The sequence below is a fragment of the Oribacterium sinus genome, assembly GCF_014202695.1.
GTDB classification, from domain to species: Bacteria; Bacillota; Clostridia; order Lachnospirales; family Lachnospiraceae; genus Oribacterium; species Oribacterium sinus.
In genome coordinates this window covers 264,970-291,002 of sequence record NZ_JACHHH010000002.1, presented here as the reverse complement: position 1 = coordinate 291,002, position 26,033 = coordinate 264,970, and the positions used below count along the sequence as shown (strand labels likewise).

27 protein-coding genes and 1 riboswitch are annotated in these 26,033 nt (G+C 40.5%); of the genes, 4 read left to right on the top strand and 23 right to left on the bottom strand.

The annotated features are described in order from the left end of the window. Nucleotides 1-3: 3 nt before the first annotated feature. Nucleotides 4-1,026, bottom strand: coding sequence for a class B sortase (locus tag HNQ46_RS03015; RefSeq protein WP_183682825.1), 1,023 nt, complete (start codon nt 1,024-1,026; stop codon nt 4-6). A 157-nt stretch (nt 1,027-1,183) separates the two neighbouring features. Further along, the gene (locus HNQ46_RS03010; RefSeq protein WP_243155825.1) at nt 1,184-2,917 is read right to left on the bottom strand and encodes an N-acetylmuramoyl-L-alanine amidase family protein; all 1,734 of its coding nucleotides are present in this window, start codon (nt 2,915-2,917) and stop codon (nt 1,184-1,186) included. 392 nt (nt 2,918-3,309) lie between these two features. Here HNQ46_RS03010 and HNQ46_RS03005 point away from each other — a divergent pair, with 392 nt between their 5' ends. Then, nucleotides 3,310-3,714, top strand: a complete 405-nt coding sequence (locus tag HNQ46_RS03005; RefSeq protein WP_243155824.1) for a PaaI family thioesterase — start codon at nt 3,310-3,312, stop codon at nt 3,712-3,714. Between the two features lie 59 nt (nt 3,715-3,773). Here the strand turns inward: HNQ46_RS03005 and HNQ46_RS03000 are convergent, their stop codons facing one another. The 19 genes from HNQ46_RS03000 to thiM all read right to left on the bottom strand — a co-directional run bounded on the left by HNQ46_RS03000 (nt 3,774) and on the right by thiM (nt 22,125). After that, complete coding sequence (locus HNQ46_RS03000) at nt 3,774-4,283, bottom strand: hypothetical protein (RefSeq protein ID WP_183682816.1); 510 nt, start codon at nt 4,281-4,283, stop codon at nt 3,774-3,776. Continuing rightward, on the bottom strand, nt 4,273-5,376 hold the full coding sequence (locus HNQ46_RS02995; RefSeq protein WP_183682813.1) for an AAA family ATPase: 1,104 nt from the start codon (nt 5,374-5,376) through the stop codon (nt 4,273-4,275). Before HNQ46_RS02995 ends, HNQ46_RS03000 begins: the two co-directional genes overlap by 11 nt. A gap of 234 nt (nt 5,377-5,610) precedes the next feature. After that, entirely contained in the window at nt 5,611-6,522 is a 912-nt protein-coding gene (locus HNQ46_RS02990) for a carbohydrate kinase family protein (protein ID WP_183682810.1), read from the bottom strand. Continuing rightward, nucleotides 6,522-7,886, bottom strand: coding sequence for a family 4 glycosyl hydrolase (locus tag HNQ46_RS02985; protein WP_183682807.1), 1,365 nt, complete (start codon nt 7,884-7,886; stop codon nt 6,522-6,524). Before HNQ46_RS02985 ends, HNQ46_RS02990 begins: the two co-directional genes overlap by 1 nt. 26 nt (nt 7,887-7,912) lie before the next feature. Then, entirely contained in the window at nt 7,913-8,767 is an 855-nt protein-coding gene (locus tag HNQ46_RS02980; protein ID WP_243155823.1) for a carbohydrate ABC transporter permease, read from the bottom strand. Between the two features lie 84 nt (nt 8,768-8,851). Next, nucleotides 8,852-10,162: an ABC transporter substrate-binding protein gene (locus HNQ46_RS02975; protein ID WP_183682801.1), complete on the bottom strand. Its 1,311-nt coding sequence runs from the start codon at nt 10,160-10,162 to the stop codon at nt 8,852-8,854. A 13-nt stretch (nt 10,163-10,175) separates the two neighbouring features. Further along, a complete protein-coding gene (locus tag HNQ46_RS02970; protein WP_183682798.1) occupies nt 10,176-11,012 on the bottom strand; it encodes a carbohydrate ABC transporter permease in 837 nt (278 codons plus the stop codon). Nucleotides 11,013-11,050: 38 nt separating this feature from the next. Further along, nucleotides 11,051-12,058: a LacI family DNA-binding transcriptional regulator gene (locus tag HNQ46_RS02965; protein WP_183682795.1), complete on the bottom strand. Its 1,008-nt coding sequence runs from the start codon at nt 12,056-12,058 to the stop codon at nt 11,051-11,053. 559 nt (nt 12,059-12,617) lie between these two features. Continuing rightward, on the bottom strand, nt 12,618-14,267 hold the full coding sequence (locus HNQ46_RS02960) for an ABC transporter permease (protein WP_183682793.1): 1,650 nt from the start codon (nt 14,265-14,267) through the stop codon (nt 12,618-12,620). Between the two features lie 16 nt (nt 14,268-14,283). Then, nucleotides 14,284-15,387, bottom strand: a complete 1,104-nt coding sequence (locus tag HNQ46_RS02955; protein ID WP_183682790.1) for an ABC transporter ATP-binding protein — start codon at nt 15,385-15,387, stop codon at nt 14,284-14,286. Nucleotides 15,388-15,464: 77 nt separating this feature from the next. Then, nucleotides 15,465-16,586, bottom strand: a complete 1,122-nt coding sequence (locus HNQ46_RS02950; protein ID WP_243155822.1) for an extracellular solute-binding protein — start codon at nt 16,584-16,586, stop codon at nt 15,465-15,467. A 120-nt stretch (nt 16,587-16,706) separates the two neighbouring features. Further along, on the bottom strand, nt 16,707-16,952 hold the full coding sequence (locus HNQ46_RS12160; protein WP_183682784.1) for a type III toxin-antitoxin system ToxN/AbiQ family toxin: 246 nt from the start codon (nt 16,950-16,952) through the stop codon (nt 16,707-16,709). A 4-nt stretch (nt 16,953-16,956) separates the two neighbouring features. Continuing rightward, nucleotides 16,957-17,331 (bottom strand): type III toxin-antitoxin system ToxN/AbiQ family toxin, encoded by a 375-nt coding sequence (locus tag HNQ46_RS12155; protein ID WP_183682781.1) that lies wholly within the window; start codon nt 17,329-17,331, stop codon nt 16,957-16,959. Nucleotides 17,332-17,650: 319 nt separating this feature from the next. Next, nucleotides 17,651-18,304 carry an HAD family hydrolase gene (locus HNQ46_RS02935; RefSeq protein ID WP_183682777.1) on the bottom strand — a complete coding sequence of 218 codons (654 nt, stop codon included), beginning with the start codon at nt 18,302-18,304 and terminating at the stop codon, nt 17,651-17,653. Next, the gene (locus tag HNQ46_RS02930; protein ID WP_183682774.1) at nt 18,301-19,011 is read right to left on the bottom strand and encodes a thiaminase II/PqqC family protein; all 711 of its coding nucleotides are present in this window, start codon (nt 19,009-19,011) and stop codon (nt 18,301-18,303) included. The genes HNQ46_RS02935 and HNQ46_RS02930 overlap by 4 nt, the downstream gene beginning before the upstream one ends. 12 nt (nt 19,012-19,023) lie before the next feature. Further along, nucleotides 19,024-19,731, bottom strand: coding sequence for a class I SAM-dependent DNA methyltransferase (locus tag HNQ46_RS02925; protein ID WP_183682771.1), 708 nt, complete (start codon nt 19,729-19,731; stop codon nt 19,024-19,026). A 22-nt stretch (nt 19,732-19,753) separates the two neighbouring features. Further along, nucleotides 19,754-20,551, bottom strand: a complete 798-nt coding sequence (thiD, locus tag HNQ46_RS02920; RefSeq protein ID WP_183682769.1) for a bifunctional hydroxymethylpyrimidine kinase/phosphomethylpyrimidine kinase — start codon at nt 20,549-20,551, stop codon at nt 19,754-19,756. Nucleotides 20,552-20,657: 106 nt separating this feature from the next. Further along, complete coding sequence (gene thiE / locus HNQ46_RS02915) at nt 20,658-21,320, bottom strand: thiamine phosphate synthase (RefSeq protein ID WP_007156932.1); 663 nt, start codon at nt 21,318-21,320, stop codon at nt 20,658-20,660. After that, a complete protein-coding gene (gene thiM / locus HNQ46_RS02910; RefSeq protein WP_183682766.1) occupies nt 21,307-22,125 on the bottom strand; it encodes a hydroxyethylthiazole kinase in 819 nt (272 codons plus the stop codon). The genes thiE and thiM overlap by 14 nt, the downstream gene beginning before the upstream one ends. Nucleotides 22,126-22,387: 262 nt before the next feature. Then, nucleotides 22,388-22,494, bottom strand: a riboswitch (TPP riboswitch). Nucleotides 22,495-22,756: 262 nt separating this feature from the next. Here thiM and HNQ46_RS02905 point away from each other — a divergent pair. The 3 genes from HNQ46_RS02905 to HNQ46_RS02895 all read left to right on the top strand — a co-directional run bounded on the left by HNQ46_RS02905 (nt 22,757) and on the right by HNQ46_RS02895 (nt 23,688). Next, complete coding sequence (locus HNQ46_RS02905) at nt 22,757-22,999, top strand: GlsB/YeaQ/YmgE family stress response membrane protein (RefSeq protein WP_040648719.1); 243 nt, start codon at nt 22,757-22,759, stop codon at nt 22,997-22,999. 108 nt (nt 23,000-23,107) lie between these two features. After that, a complete protein-coding gene (locus tag HNQ46_RS02900) occupies nt 23,108-23,461 on the top strand; it encodes a hypothetical protein (protein WP_050768749.1) in 354 nt (117 codons plus the stop codon). Between the two features lie 23 nt (nt 23,462-23,484). Beyond that, complete coding sequence (locus HNQ46_RS02895) at nt 23,485-23,688, top strand: CsbD family protein (RefSeq protein WP_183682763.1); 204 nt, start codon at nt 23,485-23,487, stop codon at nt 23,686-23,688. Between the two features lie 261 nt (nt 23,689-23,949). On the opposite strand, the gene HNQ46_RS02890 is transcribed toward HNQ46_RS02895, so the two are convergent. Then, nucleotides 23,950-24,570, bottom strand: a complete 621-nt coding sequence (locus HNQ46_RS02890; protein WP_040648721.1) for a superoxide dismutase — start codon at nt 24,568-24,570, stop codon at nt 23,950-23,952. 205 nt (nt 24,571-24,775) lie between these two features. Continuing rightward, entirely contained in the window at nt 24,776-26,017 is a 1,242-nt protein-coding gene (locus tag HNQ46_RS02885) for a YkvI family membrane protein (RefSeq protein ID WP_007156937.1), read from the bottom strand. Nucleotides 26,018-26,033 lie beyond the last annotated feature (16 nt).

Sequence of the window (26,033 nt, the reverse complement as noted above, 5' to 3'; positions counted from 1 at the left end):
TACTTAACCGTTCTGATACACCTCTTCCAGGGCTGCCTGCACAATAAAGCGCTGGTTTCCTCCGGAAGGCCCTGAACAGGTGGACAGGGTAATGATATCCGGCCGCTGAGAAAAATCGATACTGTCCTTGGGATAATTTCTATAAGAGGAAAGTCTCTGAATCAGACTTAAATACTGATCATAGCCCTTGTCCCCTTCGAAGTCGTTGTATATAGGGCTTTCCACCGTCGTTAAATAATAGCTAAAGATACGATAGCGGGTAATCCCCTCCGGTCTACAAAGAAAGACGTAAGGATTGCTGTTGGCCAGCTGATCATCCCGAAGGAAATATTTCAGCTTTCCGAACATGGTTCCATTCTTCATGTTGTGACCGAAAATGAAGGTGTTCTTATGATCGTAGCTTCCCTTGGCATTGGCATCCAGGAAAATAGAACCGGCAAAGTTCGCCTTTCCCTCAAAGGTTCTATGCAGATACTCTTCATTGTCCTTACTCTTCACCACCGGATAGGTGATGGAAAGGGCAGGCACATGCAAAACCGCGGTAAAATCAGCATTTACCCCGGAGAGCGCTCCGTAGTCGATCTGAAAATGAGGATGGAGCAAATCTACAGGCTCCTCTTCCGGCTCATCATCAAATTCTTCCTCACCGGCCTTCTCTTTCTTCGGAGCCTCCTTCTTCGGCTCCTCGGAAATCACAATATGATCCTGCAGGGATGCGTATTCGTCCTCCGCCGCCCGATATTCCAGAAAGTCCCGGAGGAACAAGCCGCCAAAGACAATCATGGAAATAAACAGCACCGTAGGAATCAGATAATGAATAAAGCTCTGCTTCTTTTTCCTCTTTGATTTTGGCTTGTCCGCTGCCTTTTCCTCGTTTTCACCGATGTCCTTTGGATTCTCCTGTGCTGTATCGACTTCTGATGCGCCGGATTCCGCTATAACGTCTACTTCTAAATTCCTATCCAATACTTTCGTTTCTTCCGAATGATTCTCCGAAAGTTTTTGATCCAGATTTTTATCTTCCATTAGTACTCTCTTTCCGGTCTTCTGCCGCTAAATGAGCCCTTTCCCCTAAGGCAAAAGGCTTCCTCTAGCTTAGCATAGAATTCCGAGCATATTTTGTCACTTCTTCCTTACTATATTTCGACCGGAATGAAAATACAATAAAATCCTTCGCTTCGATTTATCCTTTCATATCCCAAATCACACTTTCCAGTGGATTCTCAGACTCCAGCATCAGATCAAAATTCTCCTTATCTTCAAATGCGGAATCGGACAAAAGAATGGTATTGGCGCCTTCCTCTGCATCCTCAGGCACAATGTAATACACATCCTTCTTCTCTAAAAATTCCTTCTCGGAGTTTACTCTTTCATAGAGGGTTTTCTCTACCACCACAGACTTTAAACGCGTTGTCCACCAGGGCTTTTCCGGCATCCCTTTTCCGGGAACATAGGTAACTCGAAAAGCATGTAAGTCCGCTTCTTCATTCAAGGCTGCATAAGTAGGTCCTAAAAGAATTCCCTTATTCAGCACCTCCGGCTCACCCTTTTCTGCTGTAAAAGGTACTTCCGCATCGTCTTTTACCTCTATCGTAATGTCATGGAAGGGCTGTATGCCCCCTGCCTGAATAGAGATATCATACTTTTTACTTTCCTTAAATAGGCTCTTGGGAAGAGTCAGAATCTGCTTTTCCCGATCCAAGGAGTAGCTAGGCTCGTTCTCACGATGAGACTCGGGTAAAATCGGCTGAAAACCGATGTAAACAAACGCGATGCTATCCATAATATCCTTAGACACATACAGCTTCACATCCTGATTAACCTTGGCTTCTCCCACCAGCTTAATAACATTCTTTTCCTCAGGTTGTTCCGGTGTAGGATTCTCTTCCGGCTTTCCACTCTCTCCGGTGCCGGGCTTCTCCTCAGTATTGCCATTGTCTCCGGTTCCGGGCTTCTCTTCAGTATTACCATTGTCTCCGGTTCCCGGCTTCTCTTCAGTATTACCATTGTCTCCGGTTCCCGGCTTCTCTTCAGTATTACCATTGTTTCCGGTTCCCGGCTTTTCCTCAGGCTTTCCATCCTCTTCCTTTGGAAGGTTTGAAGAAGAAGCGGTATTTCCGGAATTACCACTGGTACCCGTATCTCCGGTATTGTCTGTAGTGTTTCCGGTATTATTGCCGGCATTAGCTCCCGTATTTCCTGCATTTCCACCGGAAGTACTTCCGCTTGTGGAGCTGCCGGAACTACTGCTTGAACTGCTTCCGCTTACAGAACCGCCGGAAGAGCTGCTTGATTCCCCTCTGCTTACAAATCCGCCGGAAGAGCTACCGCCGGAACGGCTGACACCGGCCACCTGCCCTGCATTTCCGGAAGGAATACTACGGCTGACACCGGCTACCTGCTGATCGGACACCGCTGCAGATAATCCCTTCCCGCTGATATAAACAGGCTCTCCTCCTGCACCGTTTAACCAACGACCATTGGCATCTACATAGTAGCCATCCTTGGTTCTTCCGCCGGTGAACAGAACACCGTAGTCTGCCTGATCCGCCTCTTCAAAATAATAGCAATAGCCATCAATCCACTGCCAACCCGTAACAACATGCCCGAAGCTTGCATTATTTTCCGTACTGAGAAAATAAGTCTTTCCCTGAAGGTTCAGCCAGCCTGTTTCCATCAGTCCCTCTACAGGACTTTGATAATACCAGTCATTCTTATACACCAGCCATCCCTTTTCCGGCGCACCGTACTCTCTGACAAATTGCCATTTCTCGCCCTGCTTCCGCCAGGTTCCCGGAGTATCCACCCTGTCGGTCTTGGCAAAAGCAGCCATGGGTGTTGCCATGCTTAGTAAAGCTGTTCCTAAGACAAGCATCTTCCCGATTCTTCCCATCTTGTTTTTGTCCGGCTTCTTCATAATCATTCTCCTTTCAAAAAAATAGAGCTTTTTCCAGTTCACATACTACTGTAGTTTCGTTTTCTTGAAAAGGAATTTTTCTTAAGTTTATAGAATTTTTGCAAAAAATTAGAGTTTTTCGTATAGTTTCCATGCGAAAGTAAAATAAGCTAAACTTTCCCCGTGACTCAAGCAAGTATTAAAAATAGGAATCGCCCAATTAGGCATTTTAACTAAGGAAAAGAAATGCTATACTAAATGCCCGAAACAGCTAAAGCACGTTCAGCATTTTCATGGAAAGCTGTATTCGCTATGGATTTCACAAAACAATTCTGTTGTATAGATAAATCCGGTGCATAGAAAAATCATCTATTGAATTCTTCCGCATATAGGGATTTAAAAAGGGGATGAAAATGAGAGAAAAAGTAATGGAGGGCGTTCGTGCCCATATTCAGGAATTATCCGGCTTTGACAAGATAGAGCTTTTAGAAATTGAGCCGGGACACTGCCTTTACAGCATTGAAGCTACGGAGAAAATGTTGAATCATTATGGCGCTGTCCACGGGGGGGCTCTTTATACCCTCTGTGATATTGCCTCCGGCATGGCCGCCTATGCTTACGGGGTGAAAAATGTCACCCTCTCCGGCAACATCAATTACGTCCGCCCGGCGGGAGCCATGAAGCTCTTTGTGGAATGTAACGCTCTTCACAAAGGTAAAACCACGGTAGTGCAGGACGTAACGGTGAAAGACGAGGAGGATAAGCTCTTCTGTACCGCCCGAATGACTATGTATATTATTGGAGAGGTGGAAGAATAAAAAAGTGCGGAAAATTCACTGATGAATACCCCGTTGGTTTCCCAACGAGGCATCAAAGATTATAGTGTTTTAATTTGAGAACTATTATTCTCCACAAAACTAAATGCTTCAGGCGTTTTTGTCATCCACAATCGTGCATAATCCAGCTTATGACGCTCAAGCATGGAACGACAATCTTTTATTTTCATTTTACAAAAGTCCGTCTTGAAATTTTTAACACTTCCACTTTTGGTCAGTTCCATCGCAGTTTGCACATCTGTACACCGAACTAACTCATCCTCCAAATTCAGAACTTGTGGAAGAAAAATGATTTTCAGCTTTCCGCAGTACCTGGTGAGAAGTTCCAAGTTCTTTTTTAGGTTTGATGTCTGTGGCACATCAGTATCAAATACCAAAACGACAGTCGTTCCCGCCTGAATAGACAACATCTGTGATTTTGGAATCAAATTCTGCACCACATTGAAGACCTTTATCTTCCCCGGAATCAATCTTTCCGGTGCTTCTTTTAAGGCCGCAATCATTTGTTGTTCGCAGGGGCCTTCTACATAATAGATGCATTTATTGTTCATCTTCCCACCCCATTTCCAACTCGTCCAAAAAGGAATCCTGCGGAAGCGAGGCAAACACATCATTCTCGACCGCACAGCGTAAAGAGTCTGTATTTCGTTTCAGTACATCCGATGCAGAAACAGCAGAAACCTGATATACACCTTCCTCCAGATGCTTACGCAAAAACACATAACTATGTTTCGGCAGGTTCAAATCCAGCATATCTGTATTATGCGTTGTAAAAATCAACTGTTCATCGTCTCCGATACGCTCCAGCATAATACCGAAAATCCGTTTTTCAATATCGCTCTGAATATAAGAAAAATGTTCATCACAATAATAGAAACTGCTTTCTTTTGTCGCCATTGCAGCAAGGAACATTGCGACATCTATCCCTTCTGCTGTACCACTGGACAGTATCTCCCGATTCAGCAGTTTACCTTCCTGAATGATGATTTCCGTTCCACCGCGCCGAATAATAAAGGTATCCTTCAAATCTCTTGATAAACTAACGTCCTGCAATGTAGGATCAAGCGTTCCAATAACAGCACGCAGTGTCTTCAACAAACTGCTTTTATTTGCACCTGTAAGTTTCAAAGATTTTTCTATTTCAGGATATGCAAAACGATATCGAACAGCACCTACCAGCTTCTTAAGTGCTGTAGCGGTTCTGGTGGCCTCTATTGTTTGATCTTTCAGCTTTTTTACACATTTTTCATACGAATCCATCGTATCAATGTCTGCGGTCTGATACTGAATGTCAATCTCCTGATTAGAAGCATCAATCTGAGCTGACAACCGCTGCAGGCGGTAATCACCATTTACAAAATCAATACTGAAGTATCCCTTATCGCCTGAAACCATCTCATACAACGGTGTTGGATTTCCATCAGTCATATATCCGAAAATACGAAGCAAAGCCTTTCCAAGGCTGGTCTTTCCTGTAGCATTTGCACCCATAAGAATTACAGCCTTTTTATAGCGAAACCGCTCTCTTCCTTTCAGATATTCCTGATCGATAATCGAATTGACAATCTTTTTGGGATAACTGAAATTGATATGAAAATCATTGAATCCATAAATTCCCTTTAGCTCAAAGTCTAATACGATCATGTCAAAGTCTCCTTTCATTATTTCGCTTTATCCGAACTAATGATATCCTATTTAAAAGAGCATTACAAGGACAATTGTCCAACTATCTAAGCCACCTTTCTTCGTTCAATTTATATAATTTACATAAAGCAAAACTATCTCTTCCCTGCTCCAATTTTCACTAATACGAAATCAAAAAGAGGCGGCAAATACCGCCTCAAACTATCTCATCTTCCATAATGGGTTTTTTCAAAATCAATTAGATTCATTATATCTTGATAACTCTACCAGTTCCTTCTCACTCACACTGGCTCCCAAACAGCCAACTTCCTGCACACAAGCACTTCCCATGACATTTCCATAGCTAATACATTTTGAAATACTCTCCCCTTTTACCAAGCCATAAAGAAATCCGCTTAAAAATGCATCCCCTGCCCCAGTAGAGTCCACCGCTTTTTTCACCGGAATGGTATGGATCAGCCGAGAACTTTTGTCTATTCTATTAAAATGGTAGCAACCATCCCGATCTAATTTTATCGTTACATCTTCGAAGAAATCACTAAGTACTTTAGCCGCTTCTTCTATAGTGGATTTTCCGGTTATTTTCAATGCCTCTTTTCTATTAGGAAGATAATAATCCGCTAACCTAAGGTAATCCTGATACTGCTCCAAGGACATATTATCATCCCAACCACTATCCAGAACTAAAGTGCAACCAATTTCTTTTAGCTTCTTGTATACATCATAAAGCCCAAAATGCATCGTTACGATTTTTGCATCCTTTAAATACTCAAAAATCTGTGCTTGTAATTCTTCATCAAATTCTACTTCCTCCCTATAGGACATAAACGTTCTATCTCTTTCTGTTACCATGGAAGTAGTAATACATATAGGATTTTTATCCCCATGATAAAGATTGGTATAGCTTACGCCGTATTGTTTGAATTGCTCTTCAACATAGCGGGAAAACATATTTTTTCCGAGGAAAGTAGCAAATTTAGAAGGAACTCCTAAACGATGTAAATTGATGATGGTAGCGGGAACTCCACCGCCTAAACAAAGACGAAAATCATTCGAAAAGACTTCTTCTCCCTCTTCCGGAAGGCGTCCTATTCCGGTATAAATCATATCCAAATTGGAAACTCCAACACCTGCCACAAAGCTCATTAGTGCCACCCTCCAATATAGTCCTGATTAAGATCAATGTATCTATTCACAAGCTTTTTAGCATAAGAATAGGAGTTTACCAGTGGATGCACCATTAGTGCATCTATCGCCGTAGAGATGCTTCGATTTCTTATCGCATAGGATGCCAGTCTCTCATATTCTTTCACTTGTCGAATCAAGGTCATAGGAATCGGATCAGGACTAACCTTATGTGTCAAGATATTCCCCTTATGAATAGTACATGTAAGTTCCACAACATCATCATCCCGCAATCCCGGAATAGCTCCCTTATTTGGCGCACAGAGAATCATTTCTTTATCCTGCTGTTCACCTACAGCCTCTATATACCGAAGCGCTACCCCGGCATATCCCCCTTCATCAGGAGAGTAAATATCAAAATGGTATTCTGACTCTTCTCTCTTTACACCTGTTTCATTTGACATATAGGCCAATTCTCTTTTACCATACCATTTTTCAAAAACTTTCAGGCAAGCTTCAAAGTCTTGATCCACATTCATTTTTTCCAGTTCCAGAAGCATCTGTTCGTTGATATCTCTGATTACCTCTCCTCTGGTAATTCCTGCTCTAAGAATATTCTCTACCGCTTCCTCTCTGTAATAAAAGTAATACAAATATTCATTTAGTACACAGGAGAAGTGATTTACAAGGTCAGGCTTAAATACACGCATATCCGTTTTTTTATATAGATCCGGATTCTTAAGGAGCTCAGGTAAGATCTCCTTTCCATCCAATTTTATACTATTAAAGTAGGAAAGATGATTTAAGCCGTAGCAGTCTCCTGTAATTCTCTCCGGGCTCACATCATATAATTTAGCAAAAGATCTCAACAAGCCACTGGGAGCATCACAGATGCCAAAAGTAAAATCATATCCCAAGTCCCTTAAAGTCTGAGATACCACCCCTGCCGGATTCGTAAAATTAAATATCTTAACCTCCGGAGAGGCTATTTTTCTCGCCAGTTCACAATACTCCTGTAAGGCAGGGATGGAACGCATGGCAAAGGACAACCCTGCTGCTCCGGTTGTCTCCTGCCCTAAGATTCCCAGAGATAAAGCTTCTCTCTCATCACGAACTCGCATCTCATCACCACCAACTCGTATAGTAGTGATCATGTAATCTGCATCTTTAATGGCAAGTTCCGGATTGCTTGTGATTTCAAATTCTATGTCCGGGTCAATTAACTTGGCAATCTTAGCAGACATTTTCCCAAAGATATTGAGCTTTCTGGAATCGTTATCCATGAAAACTATGTGCTTAATCCCTAATCTTTTTGCCTGCTGCATAAGGCTTTTTGCCAAAAAGATGGATCTGACTCCTCCACCGCCTATAACCGCTATTTTCATGACAAAACTCCTTCCTTTGCAAACTATTACATATCTGTTTCATTCATCTTAAATATTTTATTGATAAAGAATACACAGAGAACTCCGGTGATGATCAATACAACGCCCATCATATTGGCATAACCATAATTACTTTCTTTCAGACTTGTTTTATACAAATATAGCGGCAAGTTTAAAGTTAAATCTCCCGGGCCTCCATTGGTCGTCAAGAAAATCAATTCAAATTCTCTCAACATACTTGTAGCCGCAATAATCACTGCAGTTCCGAGAACTGGGCGAATTAAAGGCAATCTAATACTAATATCCATAACAAAATCAGATGCACCGTCTATTTTCGCCGCCTCATAAATATCCTCAGGAATAGAAAACAGCCCTGCAAGAACAATAATGACAATCATACCTGAATAGAGTAACCACATACTGGTAACTGTTAAAAAGGCACTATTCGGATCAAAAAACCAGTTTTTCGTAATTGGCTTACCTAGTATTGATGACAAAAAAGAATTCACCAGTCCATATTTTGCATTAAAAACATTTAAAAAGATAACTGCTAACGCCGCAGAAGAGATTACATTGGGAATCATAAAAATAGTTCTAAAAATCTTCCACCCGCGGAAACGCTTGGCTAATATCAATGCTAAAACTGTTCCTATAAAAACATGAAAAATGCCTTGCAATATAGTCCAAATCACTGTGTTAAAGATAGATTGAATCATTCTTGGATCCGCCGTAAATCCAAGAAAGTAGTTTTTGAGTCCCACAGGGTGAAATACACCGCCGGATTTCCATTCAAAAAAGGAAGTTATAAACACGATGAGCATAGGAACAAGATACAACATCATAAATAGTATCATTGTCGGTAGAGAAAAAAGTATAATCATCCATTTCTTGTTCCTTGATTGCATAGTATTCCTCACCTTCCTATTGCTGGAAACAGTCTTAGCATCATCAATTAGCCTATAATTTTACTGATTCTTCTGGGCTGCTTCCGTTAATTTTTTTGCAAATTCTTCTGCAGTAATTTTGTTTTGGGCCAATAAAGGATATTCCACACTCACTTCATCCACTACATTGGCAAACCATAAAGACTGAAAGTCATTGATATGTCTCTTTGCTGTATTGGCCAAGTGGATGGTTTCCTGAACCAACGGATATACCTTAGAGTCTACTTCTTTCTTTAAGCAGGGAATTTCACCGGTAATTTCCACATTAGCTTTTTGACTGTCTTCATTGGTCATAAACTTCACAAAAGTAGCTGCTGCCTTTCTTTTTTCTTCTGTCTTAGCCGCTACATTAAAACCAATCTTTCCGGCATCATACATAACATCTCCGGGAAAAGCAGCTACGCCAATCTTGTCTGCAAAGCCCTCTTCCACCTTATCCGTGTCATAAAAATCCCCCACCATCCAAGGTCCATTCGCTATGATAGCAGTTTGCTCCGTAAAGAAATTTCCGGCTGCATTCTCATAAGCACCGCCAATGGCATCTGTAGAGGTATACTCGTTAAACATCTTTTGAATATCGGAAACCGCATTTACAAAATATTCTTGATTATAATCCTTGGGAAGGCTTGTATTCATAAACTTTTCCCCTTCCTCTGTCTGTCCCACTATAGCACCAAGCATAAGAGAAGTTACCCATCCGGAATCTGCCGTATCCATAGATAAAGGAGTAATTCCGGCAGCCTTTAATTTATCGCAGTTCTGGAAAAACTCTTCCCAAGTGCTTGCAGGTTTTTCTATACCCGCCTTTTTAAACAAATCTTTATTATAAAAATAGCCTATAACCTGTTTGGAAATGGGGGCACCGTAAATCTTTCCATCACGGGAATTGACTTCCCAACATTTTTCATCAATAGAATTTTTCCATTCTTCATCGATGTAAGGTGTTAAATCCACAAACTTATCCTGCATAGTATCAATTAAATTATAGCCTCCTGCCGCAATCACATCCGGCAATGCATCCGAACTATATAAGACTTTCATCTTATCTACATAAGCCTGATCTCCGGCAATTTCCTCAACATTCACTTTGATTTCACTGCCATATTCTTTGTTGAAGGCCTCAAGTCTATTATGAAACCATTCCTTTGACGAGCTAACCCCAACCCAGGATGTGGCAAAGGTGATTTCTACTTGACCTTCTTTGCTTGCCTCTTGCCCCTTTGCTTCGGTGCCGGATGCTCCTTTTGAAGAAGGAGAGCAAGCTGTCAGCCCCCCAAAACATACCACTCCTGCTAATAGCATAGACAATGACTTCCTAACTACTTTTTTCATAATTTCTCCTTCCTTAACCTTTTATTGCTCCGGTGACCATACTTTGCGTCACTTGTTCTTGTAAGATGATGTAAATAATAATGCTGGGAAGAATCACCATCGTAAGGGCTGCAAAAAGAGCCGTGTAGTTAAACGAAAACTGCGTAGTAAAATAATTTAGCGCTAAGGGTAATGTTCTTACTTTTTCTGACTTTGTCAAAACCAGGGCAAACATAAATTCATTCCATGACATTAAAAACTGTAGAACCGCAACGGTAGACAGTCCTGACTTAGCCAACGGAAGTACGATTACAAAAAATGTTTTCATATATCCACAGCCATCAATATATGCAGCCTCTTCCAATTCCTTCGGAATACTTTGAAAGTAACTTCGAATAACAAAGAAGGATGTTGGTAATCCCAAGGCAGTGTGAACCAAAATCAATCCGATAATCGTATCAAACAGATGAATACTCACCATGATCCTATAAATCGGCATAAGGAGTGCAGAGCTTGGAATTAATAGGGAAGAAGAAATCATTAACGCCATAAGGGCTCTTCCTTTAAATTCGAACCTTGCAAATACATATGCGGTCATGGATACAAACAAAAGATTTAATATTGTACTTGCAGTAGCAATGATTAGGCTGTTTCCATAAAACCGAAGTATTGGAGACACCTCCAGCGCAACTCGGTATCCTTTAAAATCAAAGCTCGAAGGAAGCGAAAATGCAGAAAGCATGATTTCTCGATTTGTTTTAAAAGAAGAAAGTAAAATCCATGCCAAAGGAGCAATCGATATTAGAGTGAAAACAGCTAATAAAATAATCTTTATTGTTCTAAGAAGAAGTATTCGTTGGTAGTTCGGCATTTATTTTCTCCTTTCTCTTGGATTCATTTCTTTTATATCTATACCCTTTTATTTTCCGCACATGTGCTCCTCTCTATTATTCTAAAGGGGAACATAATATCTAAAGTTTTATGTTCTGTTTCATTCATAAAAAAATCCAAACACTGTGTAACAAAGGCTTTAATAGGTTGGTGAATCGTAGTCAATGGCGGATTGTATTTTTCTGCAAAAGCTATATCATCAAAGCCCAAAACCGAAATATCCCTTGGAACCTCTAAGCCGTTTGCAATTAATGCTTTAATTGCACCCATTGCCATCTCGTCACTAAATGCAAATACTGCGGTAAAATCTTTTTTTGCTTTAAGCATTTTTTCAGTCAAACGATACCCCATTTCATAGGTCATTTTCCCGTAAGCAATAAGTTCCTCTTGACCTTGAAGAGAATACTCTTCTAAGGCTTTCCTACATCCCATTAGTCTTTGAAAAGTAGAGCCCATTTTATTTTCAAAGTCAGAAAGAACCAGTATCTTTTCATGTTTTAACTTGATAAGATATTTCATCCCTTCGTAGGCCGCAAGCAAATCATTAACATGTACCGATTCCACCTTATCATTTTGGGAAACACCGCCACACATAATGGTTTTTATGTTTTTTGAATGAATATACTTTAAAATATCCGGGTTAATATTTTCATCTAAATAAATAACACCTTCGATATTCATTTCCGTAATAAAATGCTTATAGTCACTTTCTTCATTGGAATAAGGAATGATAATCAAACGAAACCTATACCTTGATAGCTGTTCTAAAATTTCTTTTACTACATCTCCATAAAATGATAGCTCTAAATCCGAGAGCAACAGAGCAATAACCCCTCTATCCTTTCTTTTTCTATATTTATGAATATAGCCAAGCTTTTCTGCCGCATTTTCAATTTGATTACTCAGCTCTGTTCCTACTACACTACTTCCTGAATAGTATCTTGAAACAGTAGCCGGAGAAACACCTGCAGCTTTGGCAACGTCTCTAATTGTTGCTGAAATTTCTTTTGGACTATCATTTGCCATGCAATAACTTATCTCCACTTTCTAGTGTATTATATGTAAATAATAATTGTAATTTATAGATTTTATTGTATATAGTGTTTAAATATAGTCAATATTGTTTCAGTTGTTTCATTACGTTTTCAACTGTTTCAGACTCTCTTTCTTTTTTCCATGCTTTATATATTTCCTAGTAACTTGAGTTTCTTAGTTATTTACCTCTTAGATGTTTACCTCTTAGCAAACACTCTTTTTCAACATTTTTCTTCCGTAGATTCCTTTTCAAAGATGATGGTTTTCCATATCACAACTTTTTCAAGGGACTTTTTCGGATTTTCACATATTTTTCAAGGGACTTTTTTCAATTTTCTCAACTTTTTCAAGGGACTTTTCTTCGCAAGTGGCAACTTTTTCAAGGGACTTTCCATTTTCCTGCCTTCGTTCTACAAAAAAAGGGGCTGTAAAAGCAAAGTGAGCAGTGGTTAACAAAACCACTGCTCAGTCAGGCGAAGCTAGCGAAAGCGTGCCCCAAATTTAGACCTATATTGCTTAGAAAACTATTTTGATTTTTTTACAGCCCCCTTTAGAACATCACATTTTTATTCTTTGAGAACAACATCAGTCCAATCAAAGATATACTGGTCATCAGGCTCAAGATGGTGGCCATTGCCGCCGCAATACCGTAAGAACCTCTGGAAACATAGGTATAGATCTGAATCGTCAACGTTGTAGTCCTATAGTTATACAGGATGATACCGGAAGACAGCTCCGTAATAATACTGATCCAGGAAAGCAGGGCTCCGGAAAGAATACCGTTAATCATCATGGGCATGGTTACCGCAAAGAATGCCTTCATTTTACTGCTTCCTAGAGAAATCGCTGCCTCCTCTATGGACATGGGGATTTGCTGTAAAATAGCGATGGAGGAACGTATAGTATAGGAGTTCCTTCGAATCACCAGAGCCACAATCATAATGGCAAAGGTTCCCACCAGCACAATTGGCTTTCTGCTAAAGGCAAGTACCAGAGAAATACCCACAACCGATCCGGGAATAACATAAGGAATCATGGACAAGGTATCAATCAACTTGTTGGCAAAATTATTTCTTCTTACCACCAGATAAGCTACCATGATACTCAGGACAATAATCAAAATCAAAGATGTTCCGGCAATAATAAAGGTATTGGGAATGGCATTGTCCAGGAACTTCCAGGCATCAATATAGCTTTGTACGGAAAATTCCTTCAGGAATCTCTTGCCTTTGGTTTTCAGGAAGGAGGTATACATCACATAAACCTGAGGGGCGTAGGCGATAATCACCACCAAATAGCAATACAGGTGAATCAATACCCCTTTGATTCCCTTTGCCGGCTTCTTTTCGATAGGATGCAGGGCATTCATGGAAAAGGAAAAACGGCTGTTAATAAATCTTTGAATCAGGAAAATGATGGTGGTAATCACAATAGCAATCACCGCCACCGCAGAAGCGTAGTGCTTATCCGATCCCGTCTCACTCATAAAGGAGTTATAGATTTCCACAGGGAAGGTCTTATATCCTTCTCCGATAAACAGCGGTGTACCAAAGTCTGCAAAGGCCCGCATAAATACCATTAAGGTTGCCGCAATAATGGAAGGTGCGCAGAGAGGAATGACCAAGGTAAGGAAGCGTTTCCAACCGGAACAGCCCATATTTTCGGAAGCTTCCAAAAGGGTATTGTCAATATTCTTTAAAGCCGCAGAAAAATATAGGAACACCAGAGGATATAACTGCATACACTCTACAATCATAATGCCTCGGAAACCGTAAATGGTAGGTAGCTTAATCCCGAAGAGGTTTTTAAAGAGCTGGGTAACCAAACCGTTTCTTCCCATTAAAAGAATCCAGGAATAAGCGCCGATAAAGGGGGCAGACATACCGCATAAAATGATAAAAACCTGTAGAATCTTCTGTCCCTTGATTTTATAAAAGCTATGGAAATAGCCTAGGGGAATTCCTACAATCAAAGTAATAATGGTGGCACAAAAGCTCACGGCAAAGGAATGATAAATCGTTTGCAAGTTATAGCTTTTGGCAAAAAAGCTCTGAAAGTTTGCAAAGCCTACGCCGCCATCCTTTAAAATCATAGAATTTCGAAGGAGGGTAGACAGGGGATAGATCATAAAAATCAGGTAAACGATTAAGATGGTCATAGAGATGAAGGTCCAGATTTCCCATTTTTTGTTTGTTTTCATCCGTTCTCTCCTCCCCCTACAGCACGCCCTGAAGAATATTTTCACTGCCGCCTTCCAAGAAAACATTGACTTTATGGCTCTTAATCTGCAGCTTTACATTCTTTCCCTTTGGCAAAATAGAGTCAATTTCGGATTCTTTCACCGCCTCCACTTCTTTACCGTTACTTAACTGAATCAGATAGTGGGTATTTAAGCCTAAGAAAATGCTGTCGATAATCGTTCCTTCCATACCCGCCTCTGTTTCTTCCTGAATAATCCACTCCTCCGGTCTTACCGCAAGCTTCACAGGAAGCACTCCATCTTGACAATGCTCTTCCTTCACATTGTTTAAAACAAAGGAATAATCATCACAAACGGAAACCACCATTTGACCGTTTTCCTTTGTCAAGCTTCCTTCCAGCTCATTACTGTGACCGATAAAGTTCGCCACAAAGAGGTTGGCCGGTCTTTGATACAAGGCCTTGGGGGTTCCGATTTGCTGAATCACGCCATGGTTAAATACCGCAATTCTGTCGGATACCGCCATTGCCTCTTCCTGGTCGTGAGTAACATAAACCGTGGTAATGCCGATACTGTTTTGTAATTGTTTGATGGCGGTACGCATCTCGATTCTTAACTTGGCATCCAGATTGGACAAGGGCTCATCCATCAAAAGCACATCCGGCTTAATCACCAAAGCTCTTGCCAAAGCTACTCTTTGCTGCTGCCCGCCGGAAAGCTTCTCCGGCATACGCTCCGCAAAGTCTTCTATCTGCATCAGCTTAAGAAACTTCTTAACTTCTACCGCTCTGTCTTCCTTGGAAACATTTCTATTCTTTAAACCGAACTCCACATTTTTTTCCACGGTCATGTTCGGGAAAATCGCATAGTTTTGGAAAACCATTCCGATATTTCTCTTGGAAGGGTCTAAATCATTGATTCTTCTATCTCCAAAATAAAAATCCCCACCCTCAATGGAATTAAAGCCTGCAATCATACGAAGCAGAGTGGTTTTTCCGCAACCTGAAGGTCCTAAGAGAGTAAAAAACTCTCCTTCTTTAATGTCTAAGGACAAATCCGGAATCACTACATTGTCCCCATATTTCTTTACCGCATTTTGAATTCGAATATTCACGCTCATAAAATCTTCCCCTTTATAAAAAGGGCTGTAAAAAATAGAATATTGAAACTATTTTTTACAGCCCCTATTCTAACTCTTTACTTCTTTACCAACTCCTGCCAACGGTTCTGCCACTCTTCCTTCTTCTCCGCTACCAGCTTAATGTCTTCATAAGCTACTTTAATCTTGGAGAATGGAGGCATAAACTCGGAGGTATTTTCCACGGAGGTCATAACCGGACGAATGGTGGTATCCTTCAGAGCTTCCTGTCCTTCTTCGGAAATTAAGAAATCGATAAACTTCTTGGCATTTTCTTCGTTCTTAGCACCCTTTACGATAGCTACACCGGCAGGTAACCATACAGCACCTTCAGAAGGATAAACAACTCTTAAGTTCTCTGCGCCGTCTTCCAGCAAGCTTACGCAGGGGTCCTCATAAGAAACACCCACTGCATACTCCCCATCAGCAGTTCCCTTGTAAATCTGGGAAGAAGAGGAAAGAATGGTGCCATCCAGCTGATCCACAAATTTTGCTACCCAATCCCAAGCGGCATCATCATAAGGTTCTTTACCTTTTACCAAAAGCATATTGGTGAGCTCTGCCCAGGCACTGGAAGAGTTTGTAGGATCCCCCATAGCAATATGTCCCTTTAACTTCGGCTCCAACAAATCCTCGTAGGAATTAAACTTCTCCGCATCCAGTCCCAGCTCTTTAAAAACATCCTTGTTTAAAAGAAGCGCTGCGGAACCGGAAAGCTTTGTATACTCAAAATATCCGTTAGGATTCTGATATTCCTTTGGTAACTTCGCATCATTGGGAGAAACATACTTCTCGTACAAATCCTGCTGTCCCATCCAGAAAGACATATTAATGGCTCCCCAGTTTACGTCTGCCTGAGGGTTATCCTTCTCCGCTTCCAGTCTCGCCAGAACATCTCCTGTTCCCATAGACTGAATGATTACCTTAATGCCGGTCTTCTCTTCAAAGAGAGGTACAACCGCTGCAATCTCACTGTCGGAGTTGGGAGAATACACTACAACTTCTCCGGAGCCCTTCACATCCTCAGCCTTCTCAGAAGAATCGCTTCCTTTCTCCTCTGCCGCCGTTGTCTCAGCCTCAGAGCCCTTCGCTGACTCAGCCTGCTTTGCATTTCCCCCGCATGCCACCAGGGAAAGTCCTACCATCAGTGATACTGCCATGGTACATAATTTTTTCTTCATAAAATTCCTCCTGTACAAAATGTTTAATTGTATCTGGAATTTTACCATAAAAGCATCAATTTTGCCACAAGATAATGATTTAATGAGAATGTTTTGAGGAAATATTTACTAATTCAAAACTCATTCATTTTTATACGCATCTGCTACAGATTCTAAAAGCTTATAATTGCAATGATACGGTGCAACCACACCGGACATTATTTGCCTTTCATAAATTTTTTTAGCCTTGCTTTCAATCTGGGTTTTTATTTTTTTACAGAAGAAATACTCTTTTATCATTAAGTTTCTTCTTTGTTCGTCTTCAATTTCAGTTGATCTTGTGCTTAATTCTGCATAAGAATATACCCCTTCTACTACCGGTAACATCTTTTTAATTTCTAATTACAGAAAGAATTCTTTTCTTATGATAAGCAAACTCTTCTTCCGGAATACCGTTCTGCCGTAACTTATTAATATCGGTTTGGTCAACAATAACATCGTATCTATCAGTCACAGTTGTCCTTATATCAATCTCTTCATATATACGATAATTTGTTGCTGTCACATCTCTCCATCCACTATGTTTTCGCTTTGCAGAAGTAAGAGGAATTACATATTTTCTACCATGACAATTAATTAAAATTCCTAAGTGTGGCTTTTTAGAATAGTCTGTATCTGCCGAAAAAAATATTTCAGAATCATAATTATGTAAATATTTCAAATAAGCTGTATCTATGAATACAAAACGATATTCTTTAAAGTTCAATTTTACCTCCTCACAAAAAGAGGGAGGCCAAGAGGCCTCCCTTCCTTTATCATCAGCTATCATGGTCGCTGATCACCAAACCTTATCGCTTCCCACTTATCGGCTGAGAATCACCAAACCTTATCGTCTCTCTCTTTAAAATGGCGGAGAATCACCAAACTTCATCAATCAAGGTACCAACTATTCTAATTAATGTCAATCCTTTATTTACATAAATTATACTTCCCAAGTAATATTCTTTCAAGATGTATTATATTACCCTCTTTTTATTTCTTTATCAACTGACAAAATCTTTACTCTATTATATTACCCACTTCAGTCAAGAAAAGAAGACAAGTTCATAAAAACCCTTAGCCGTAAAGTCTGCCATCTTCTTAATCTTCTCCCAATCTTCCCTATTCGCTTCATCCAGGATTCCGCAAACCTGAAATCCTGCCTGTTTTGCGCTTTTGACGGCATGGAGCACATCTTCACAAACCAATACCTCCTCCGGTCGAGATAAGGAAAGTCGTTCCATAGCCAATTGATAAATCTTTGCCTCCCGCTTGGAGGTATTAAATTCTTCGCAAAGCAAAAGTCCTTGGAACTCCTCCCATACCTTAAGCCGTTTTAGGGCAGCGGTAACCAAAGAAGCGTCTCCTGCTGTTGCAAGGATGCAAGGAATTCCACGTTCCTTCAGAAATTGTAAATATTCTTTGGCTCCCGCTTTTAAGGCTATCTCATCGCAGTAAGCCCCTGCGATCATTTCCTGAAGCTGTTCTCGAATCTTCTCTTCCGCAATGTCCAGAGAATATTCCTTCTTTATATATCGAAACCCCTCTGTAAAGGGCATGGTAGAAATTCTTTGGCTAAGCCCCTCTGTCTCCTCTTCTTTGAAACCCATTTTCTGAAGATAGCGCTCTCCCAAATGATTCCATACAGGCATGGAATCCAGCAGGGTTCCGTCTATATCAAATATGACTCCCTTAATCAATTTCCACCTCCTATACCTTTCATTTTCGTAATGCCTTGATATAGGCTCTGCCATAGCAAAAGTTCATATTCTGCGCAGCTTTGAAAAATCCTGCAAAGTTTCTCTGTAGTTTCCACTTCTTGCCTTATATTCTCAGATTTCACGGTTTCCCATTCACTGTCCAAACTGTCTATCCACAGTTGATTGGCCTCTACATACTCTTTGGCAGAGTAGGCTTCAAACCATGCTTTATACGGAGATAATGGTATGGTACTCCCGTATTTTTCCGTCATTTTCTGCCCTATATAGGCATAGCTCCAGGAGCACTGTAGCAATGCCGTAAGTCCTGCCAAAAATCCTTCCTCCTTGACTTGTTTATGGATATAAGAAGTATAGTCCCAGACTACCTGACAAGCCCTAGTCTTTTCTATCTCTTCATCCCCTATGCCCAGCTTCTTCATTTCCGGAATATGAACCAAGAAGCACTCCTTCTCGGTAACAGAAATAATCTCCTCCATAAAACGCTGCATGGCAGGCTTTTTCGCAAGAGAACGCAGTTCTTTAAGAATCTTGATATACTCCAGAATATAGAAATAATCCTGTAGCATGTAGTTGCGGAAAAGACTCTGATCCAGAATCCCTTCCGCCATTTTTATCAAAAAAGGCTCTTCCGTAGAGGAAAGCCAGAGGCTCTCTGTCTTCTCATAGAGAAGTTCCGATAGTTTCATCTCAGTTCACCCTTACTTTTCCGCAATAATGGCAACATATCCTCCGCTTTGATAGCCCTCTACTACTTCCTCCGGCTCCTCATTGGTATACATGGGATTTTTCAAAAGGGTCTGGTAGAAGGAAAAGTTTTGAATGCCCAGGTTTTTCAAAACCTTAATTTTCTCTTCCGTGGTATGCCACACTCCCGTGGATACCAAGCCAAGGGGATAAGGCAAGTCCGGCATAGTACCTTTCAAGTATTCATGCTCATAGCTATTTACACTCTTGGCCAGAAGATACATAAATCCGAAGGCACTCTCCTTGGGAACGTCCAACAGAATCAATTTTCCCTCTTTCTTTAAAGCCTTCAGGCATTTTCCGTAAGCAGGACTTAAATCTTCTATATAACTGGAGCTTCCGTTAAAATAGATGATGTCATAGCTCTCCTCCTTTAGTTCCACATCCTCAATCAGGCCATACTGAAGAATCTTCACGCCCCGCTTCTCCGCAATCTTCCCCATATCTTCTGATGGTTCAACACCTTCAATATGGGAACTGTCTATGTAACTCTCAAAAAGTCCGCTTCCGCATCCTACGGACAGGATCTTCTTTCCCTGAATGTCTCCTAGAGCCTTTTCAAAAAGTCTCAGTTCACTGGTAAACAGATTTTCGTTCTTCATAAACCACTCGTCATAAAGATTGGCAAATCCGTCAAATTTTTGTTTTCTTGTCTTTTCCATTACTATACTCTCCTTTTCATCTTTACGATTCACTTAAAATTTTGTAATTATGTGCCAAGGGGCCTGAACCCTTCCCTAAATCCAGCATGGCTGCCAGAGCAGCGGAAAGATAAGCCTTGGCATTCTCTATGGCCTCTTCCAATTCCATGCCCTTGGCAAGGTTGGCAGCAATGGCGCTGGATAGGGTACAGCCGGTACCGTGGGTATTGGGATTTGAAATTCTTTTCCCTTGAAACCAGATTTCTTTACTTGTCCCTATAGTAAACAGCACATCATTGGCTTCATTAATACTGTGTCCTCCCTTTACCAGGGTTGAGCATCCGTATTTTTCTGAAAGACTGCGAGCTGCCTGCTCCATCCCAACGGCATCTTTAATACTGCTATCCGTCAGGATTTCCGCCTCCGGAATGTTTGGGGTAATGACCGTAGCCAAAGGAAGAAGCTTCCTTTTTAAGGCATCAAGGGCCCCATCCTCTATAAGTCTTGCGCCGCTGGTTGCCACCATTACCGGATCCACAACAACATGCTTAGCCCCATAGAATTTCAATTTTTCCGCAATCACTTCAATCAGTGCCTTTGAGGAGACCATCCCAATCTTTACTGCATCCGGGAAAATATCTTCAAAAACCGCATCCAACTGCTGTCCCAGAAAATCCGGACTTGTTTCCACAATCCCCCTCACGCCACAGGTGTTCTGTGCCGTTAAGGCGGTAATGGCTGTCATGGCATAAACGCCGTTCATGGTCATGGTTTTGATATCCGCCTGAATGCCCGCACCGCCACTGGAGTCACTTCCTGCAATACTTAATGCTGTTCTCATTTTCCTACCTTCTTTCTTTTAAGAGTACCTTGCCACCCTAAATTTTCCTGATTGAGAGTCGGTTTATGCTCTATCATTCTTCCAGCCAACAGAAAGCTTTAATCTCCTATCGCTCCTTTTCCGGAAATAGCGCCTTTAGGCACTGCTTTCGTAAATCCGCCGTAGCCCCCTCTATATCCGGCTTTGCAAAAATTGCAGAAATCACGGCTATCCCTGCAATACCGCTATCCTTTAATTCCATCACATTCTCTCTGCTAATACCGCCGATGGCTACCACCGGAAGATCCACCGCCTCACAGATGGCTTTTAGGGTTTCAAAACTCACATCCACCGCATCTTTTTTGGAGCCTGTAGTGAACACTGCCCCCACGCCCAGATAGTCCGCCCCTCTTTCCCTTGCAAGAATAGCTTCCTCCACGGTCTGTACCGATACCCCCAAGATTTTCTCTTTTCCCAGTTTTTCTCGAACCATCCCCGCTTCCATGTCTTCCTGCCCCACATGAACACCGTCCGCATCCGCTTCTATAGCCAGTTCCACCTCATCATCCAAAACAAAGGGAACCCCATAGCTTCTGCACAGCCGTCCTATTTCCAAGGCTTCCTGAAGATAGGCATCGTGGTCTAAAGCCATGTCTTCCTTTTCCCGTAGCTGGATAAAGCTTGCACCACCCTTTAAGGCAGACTCCACATCTTCTTTTAAGCTTCTTCCTTTAAGCCAATGTCGATCCGTCACCGCATACAGTAAAAGGGAGTCTTTATCGAATTTCATACTTCGCTCCTTTTTCCAGCTCCTCCCCTGTCATCAGGCTGACAGCGTCTATAATGCGATTCCGATAAGTGGCATTTCCCTCCCCTTCCAGCAAATGGGCCTTCCCGATTTCTCCGGCAAGCCCCATAGCGCAGGTGGCTGCTGCAACTGCTTCCAAGGCATTCTCCGGATTTGCCGCTAGAAATGCGCTAATCAATCCGGAGAGCTGGCAACCTGTACCGGTAATCCTACTCATTTCTTGGCAACCATTCCGAATAACATAAGCCTTTTCCCCATCCGTCACCAGATCGATTGCCCCTGTAATGGCAAGGATAGTACCAAAACTTTGTGCATATTTTTTCGCAAAGAATAGCATCTTTTGAAGATTTTCCTCTCTCACCACATCCACAGCATCCGCATCCACGCCCTTTGTGGATTGGCTTCCCAATGCCAAAGCTTTCACTTCGGAGACATTTCCCCGAATCACATCAAAATGCACTTCCTTCATTAAGGAAAGGGCTGTTTTCGTCCTAAGAGCGGAAGCTCCGGCTCCCACAGGATCCAAGAGAATTTTATGTTGAAGAGCATTGGCTTTCTTTCCTGCCAAATGCATGGCCTCTATAGTTCTTTGGTTCAGGGTTCCGATATTGATGTTTAGCCCCTCGCATAAGGAAGTAATCTCTTCCACCTCTTCCCTATCATCCGCCATAATCGGACTGGCACCTATGGCCAGGATTACATTTGCCACATCATTTACCGTTACATAATTTGTAATATTATGCACCAATGGGGCTTTCCTTCTGACATTTTCCAAACATTCCTTCACTTTTTAGCTCCTTTCTTTCTGTAAACTTCTTTGCCGGCTTCTTAATGGACGAGACCTTATATTTCCTGATAGGCAAGACCTCCTATTTCCTGACATATGAGGTCTCACACACTTTAGGAGAGAAATATAAGCAGAATAAAGTGGAACGAGATACCGCACACTACGCGAGCGACACTTGTTAAGAATAAAAAACGCCATCCCCAAAAAGGATAGCGTAGAATTCATGGTCTCATGAGATGCAGAATGAAGAATCATAAGTACCTGTCCCTTAGCGGACTATTTCCCTACGTTGGCATTATCCAAATCAGGTTATGGGTCAGGATTGTTCAATCCACTCTCAGCTCTCAATGAGCTCCCCGTTGTTTATTTTTCATTATAGGTTGTCTAGAACAAATGTCAATACTGTGCGTTGATACAGCTATTTACTTGCACTCTTTTTAACTTGATGTATAAATATTTTTTATCTAGTATCAAATATAATTTATTTTTATTGTTTACATAAATGCTGTATAATAATGCATAACTACAATGAGATATCACACGCTTTGCGAGCGATACTCGTTATGAATAAAAGCATCTTATACTTTGAATTTAATAACAAATGTATAGGATAACTAGAAAGGACAAAAATATGATTTGGTCAATTATTGCAGGAGGCTTTATAGGTTTTATTGCAGGAATTATTACAGGAAAAGGTGGAGCAATGGGGCTAATTGCCAACATCCTTGCAGGTTTGATAGGTTCATCCGTTGGTCAAACACTGTTTGGCACATGGGGTCCAACTCTAGCTGGAATGTCATTAGTACCCTCTATCATTGGAGCTGTATGTGTTATTGCCGTCGTATCATTTTTCTTTGGTAAAAAACATTCATAATCTTTTTAGAAAATAGACGTTCTTTGTGTGTTATACTGGCAAATATAACTAATCGTATCTGAGATTTTATCTTTTTTGATGAAATTTACGCAAAAGAAGGAGGTGCATATGTCAATAGAAGAAAAAATTGACCAAGCTATAACAACATTAAAGGAGGGAGTAGATAAAGGAATTAGTAGCAAGAATATAGCTGTAATTTCATTGATATCTTCTATTATATCTGCACTAGTTGTTGTTTCAGTCTTCTTTGTTTTTTTCCATAAAGTGGAATTAAAAATCGATCAGGCTGTAGGAACATTAGAAGAAGGTATCGGAAAAGGAATCGGTAACAATAGACTCCAAACAAGAGGAGCGACTAAAAAAGTATTTGCTAAAGTGCGTGGCGTTGCTAGAAATGTTAAACACGCTATAGACGGAGCGGTTGACGGTGTTAAAAACAGTGTAGAAGATGAATTTGAATAAATGATTCGAAAGGAGAAATAACTATGTCATTAGAAGATAAAATTGATCAAGCAAAAGGCGCATTAAAAGAAGGTTTAGGTAAAGTAAGCGGCGACAAAAAAATAGAAAAAGAAGGTGCTGCTGAAAAGGTAACCTCTAAAATAAAAGAAGTTGCTGAAGATGTTAAAGATGCCATTGACGGAACCATTGAAGGTGTCAAAAATGTTGTAAACAAAGACCAGAAGTAGCCCGGATAGATATTCAATAAATTTAAACAATATGTCTCAGGCTTCGCCTGCATCACTTGTTAAGAATTAAAGGTCTTCTATGATAAAAACAAATCATAGAAGACTTTTTTATTGCCCAAAGGGAGACTTGAACAGAAGTAATCGCTCCCTGTTCTCCGGATTGTTTTCTTCCTTTTTTAACTACAAAAAAGACGATAGAGTTAAAGTTCTATCGTCTTTCAAAAAGGGCTTAGAGCTACATCTCAAAGGAGAATGCCTGATTTACTCGGCTCTGCTATTTTCGTAATTTTTGCTTACCTTCTCCCAATCCAAAACTTCAAAGAAATTCTTTACATAATCTCCTCTCAAATTCTTATACTTTAGATAATAGGCATGTTCCCATACATCTAAAGCTAATATTGGGGTATGCTTTCCCTCTTCCATAAAGGGATTATTCTGATTTGCTGCCTTGGTGGCATATAGCTTTCCTTCCTTATCTACGGAAAGGAATGCCCAGCCTGATCCAAACTGTCCTAAAGCAAGATTCTGCAAAGTCTCTATCAGCTTATCAAGAGAACCGAAATCTCTCTTAATAGCTTCTTCCAACGCCGGACTGGGCTTTGTATCTTTCTTAGGGCTCAAAATAGAAAAATACAAATTATGATTGTAATACCCGCCACCATTGTTCTGTAAAGTGTTTCTTAAGGCTTCATCAGATACAGAGGATAGAGAAGATAGAATGTCCTCTACGGATTTATTGCTAAGACCTGCTTTATCCACTGCTTCATTAAAGTTCTTCGTATATGCTGCATGGTGTTTTCCATAATGAGTCTCCATAGTTAATGTATCAATGTGGGGCTCCAAAGCATCAAAAGCATAGTCTAATTTTACCTGTTCAAACATAAATCCTCCTTTAGATGTCTCAATCACTCAAGTGTTCTTTTTCTCATACTGTAGATTTAAGTCAAGCTCTATTTCTCCTTGGCTATTACTATGGTATGAAAAAACTAATTTATGATTCTAGTATAACAAAGTTTATGGACAAAGTGTATGAATATTATATTGATCTAAGAAAAAACTATCCTCAATGCACAAAACCATCCATCATTTATCTTGTATCATCGTTAAATTTCTCTTTAACAAGATCCTTAATATCACTCTTAATACTCTGCGTATCAACAATTGAATCTTCGCCCAGCTGATGAAATTTTTCTTTATCTTTAATTGTATAATCTTGATTATCATCATATTTCTTAGTAATCAATCGTATCATTTTACGTCTTAAAAATTTCTCGCCTTTTATATTTGATTTTTCTTTTATCCATGCAATAGTTAATATCGCAAGCATCACAAAGCCAATATATCCCAAAATTGGATACATAATAGACACTAATTCTTTAAAGCCCATAAAGGATAACGCATATCCTATTACTACAGTACCAATCAAAATGGGATAGAAACGCTTAGGATTGTCGGAAGAGAAGCGTTTTGCCAATGCATAGAATAAGCTGAAAGCTGTATTAAAAATTAGCCCATAGATGACAAAAGCATATATTAGCGAAAAAATGGGGTGAATCTGTTCAGCGATTGCTAACATGGGCATATCAACTGTAGAAGCTAGTTTAACATTTGCATATAAGACACAAGTTACAACAGTAATAATAATGCTAACACCAAGACCGCCCAAAATACCGCTTTTCTCTGCCACACCAATCCTCATAATGGATCCGCCTAGTACAAAAGCCATGGGGACTGCCGTCATTACCGCAAGTGCAAAATAATTTAGTAAAGAAATCCATACATTTGGCATTGGACTAGGGATTGTGGCTGAAATTGCTTCTAATTCATCGAAATCAAAGCTCCGATTTGTAAAAGTGTGGACTGCAATAATTATAATCATGATAAAAACTATGGGTGTAAATATCCCAAGTACACCAGTAATTTTTTCGAAATCAAGAAAGCTGACAATGATTATTAGTGTAGCACACAACAATCCTCCTGCCCAAAATGGGAGACCGAACTGCTGATTAAGGTTTGAACCGGCTCCGGCAATCATAACTAAACCGACTACAAAGCAAGAAACGATTAAAGCTATATCAAGGATTTTATTCGTAATCGGTCCGGCTATTTGTGAAAGAACTTCAGAGTGATCATTAGATCGGAAATAACTGCCTAGCGTAATGATAATTTTACCAAAAACTACACTTATGATACCAAGAACAATGGTTCCTATAATCCCCCACTTACCAAAACTGACAAAGTATTGCATCAAGTCCTGACCGGAGGATAATCCGGCACCGATAACAACTCCAACATAAGCCAATGAAATATTTAAAATTCTTTTTAACACCTTTTCTCTCCTTACT

What these genes read in the sequence shown, in the direction of transcription:
- HNQ46_RS02970 (WP_183682798.1), bottom strand. Translation starts at nt 11,012, where the DNA reads ATGCCGAACTACCAACGAATACTTCTTCTTAGAACAATAAAGATTATT.
- HNQ46_RS02890 (WP_040648721.1), bottom strand. Translation starts at nt 24,570, where the DNA reads ATGTTTGAACAGGTAAAATTAGACTATGCTTTTGATGCTTTGGAGCCC.
- HNQ46_RS02990 (WP_183682810.1), bottom strand. Translation starts at nt 6,522, where the DNA reads ATGAGCTTTGTGGCAGGTGTTGGAGTTTCCAATTTGGATATGATTTAT.
- thiE (WP_007156932.1), bottom strand. Translation starts at nt 21,320, where the DNA reads ATGAAATTCGATAAAGACTCCCTTTTACTGTATGCGGTGACGGATCGA.
- HNQ46_RS02960 (WP_183682793.1), bottom strand. Translation starts at nt 14,267, where the DNA reads ATGAAAACAAACAAAAAATGGGAAATCTGGACCTTCATCTCTATGACC.
- HNQ46_RS03010 (WP_243155825.1), bottom strand. Translation starts at nt 2,917, where the DNA reads ATGAAGAAGCCGGACAAAAACAAGATGGGAAGAATCGGGAAGATGCTT.
- HNQ46_RS02925 (WP_183682771.1), bottom strand. Translation starts at nt 19,731, where the DNA reads ATGGAAAAGACAAGAAAACAAAAATTTGACGGATTTGCCAATCTTTAT.
- HNQ46_RS02930 (WP_183682774.1), bottom strand. Translation starts at nt 19,011, where the DNA reads ATGAAACTATCGGAACTTCTCTATGAGAAGACAGAGAGCCTCTGGCTT.
- HNQ46_RS02950 (WP_243155822.1), bottom strand. Translation starts at nt 16,586, where the DNA reads ATGAAGAAAAAATTATGTACCATGGCAGTATCACTGATGGTAGGACTT.
- HNQ46_RS02955 (WP_183682790.1), bottom strand. Translation starts at nt 15,387, where the DNA reads ATGAGCGTGAATATTCGAATTCAAAATGCGGTAAAGAAATATGGGGAC.
- thiD (WP_183682769.1), bottom strand. Translation starts at nt 20,551, where the DNA reads ATGAGAACAGCATTAAGTATTGCAGGAAGTGACTCCAGTGGCGGTGCG.
- HNQ46_RS02895 (WP_183682763.1), top strand. Translation starts at nt 23,485, where the DNA reads ATGTCATTAGAAGATAAAATTGATCAAGCAAAAGGCGCATTAAAAGAA.
- HNQ46_RS02905 (WP_040648719.1), top strand. Translation starts at nt 22,757, where the DNA reads ATGATTTGGTCAATTATTGCAGGAGGCTTTATAGGTTTTATTGCAGGA.
- HNQ46_RS02975 (WP_183682801.1), bottom strand. Translation starts at nt 10,162, where the DNA reads ATGAAAAAAGTAGTTAGGAAGTCATTGTCTATGCTATTAGCAGGAGTG.
- HNQ46_RS02985 (WP_183682807.1), bottom strand. Translation starts at nt 7,886, where the DNA reads ATGAAAATAGCGGTTATAGGCGGTGGAGGAGTCAGATCCATCTTTTTG.
- HNQ46_RS03005 (WP_243155824.1), top strand. Translation starts at nt 3,310, where the DNA reads ATGAGAGAAAAAGTAATGGAGGGCGTTCGTGCCCATATTCAGGAATTA.
- HNQ46_RS12160 (WP_183682784.1), bottom strand. Translation starts at nt 16,952, where the DNA reads ATGTTACCGGTAGTAGAAGGGGTATATTCTTATGCAGAATTAAGCACA.
- HNQ46_RS02965 (WP_183682795.1), bottom strand. Translation starts at nt 12,058, where the DNA reads ATGGCAAATGATAGTCCAAAAGAAATTTCAGCAACAATTAGAGACGTT.
- HNQ46_RS03015 (WP_183682825.1), bottom strand. Translation starts at nt 1,026, where the DNA reads ATGGAAGATAAAAATCTGGATCAAAAACTTTCGGAGAATCATTCGGAA.
- HNQ46_RS03000 (WP_183682816.1), bottom strand. Translation starts at nt 4,283, where the DNA reads ATGAACAATAAATGCATCTATTATGTAGAAGGCCCCTGCGAACAACAA.
- HNQ46_RS02980 (WP_243155823.1), bottom strand. Translation starts at nt 8,767, where the DNA reads ATGATTATACTTTTTTCTCTACCGACAATGATACTATTTATGATGTTG.
- HNQ46_RS02995 (WP_183682813.1), bottom strand. Translation starts at nt 5,376, where the DNA reads ATGATCGTATTAGACTTTGAGCTAAAGGGAATTTATGGATTCAATGAT.
- HNQ46_RS02900 (WP_050768749.1), top strand. Translation starts at nt 23,108, where the DNA reads ATGTCAATAGAAGAAAAAATTGACCAAGCTATAACAACATTAAAGGAG.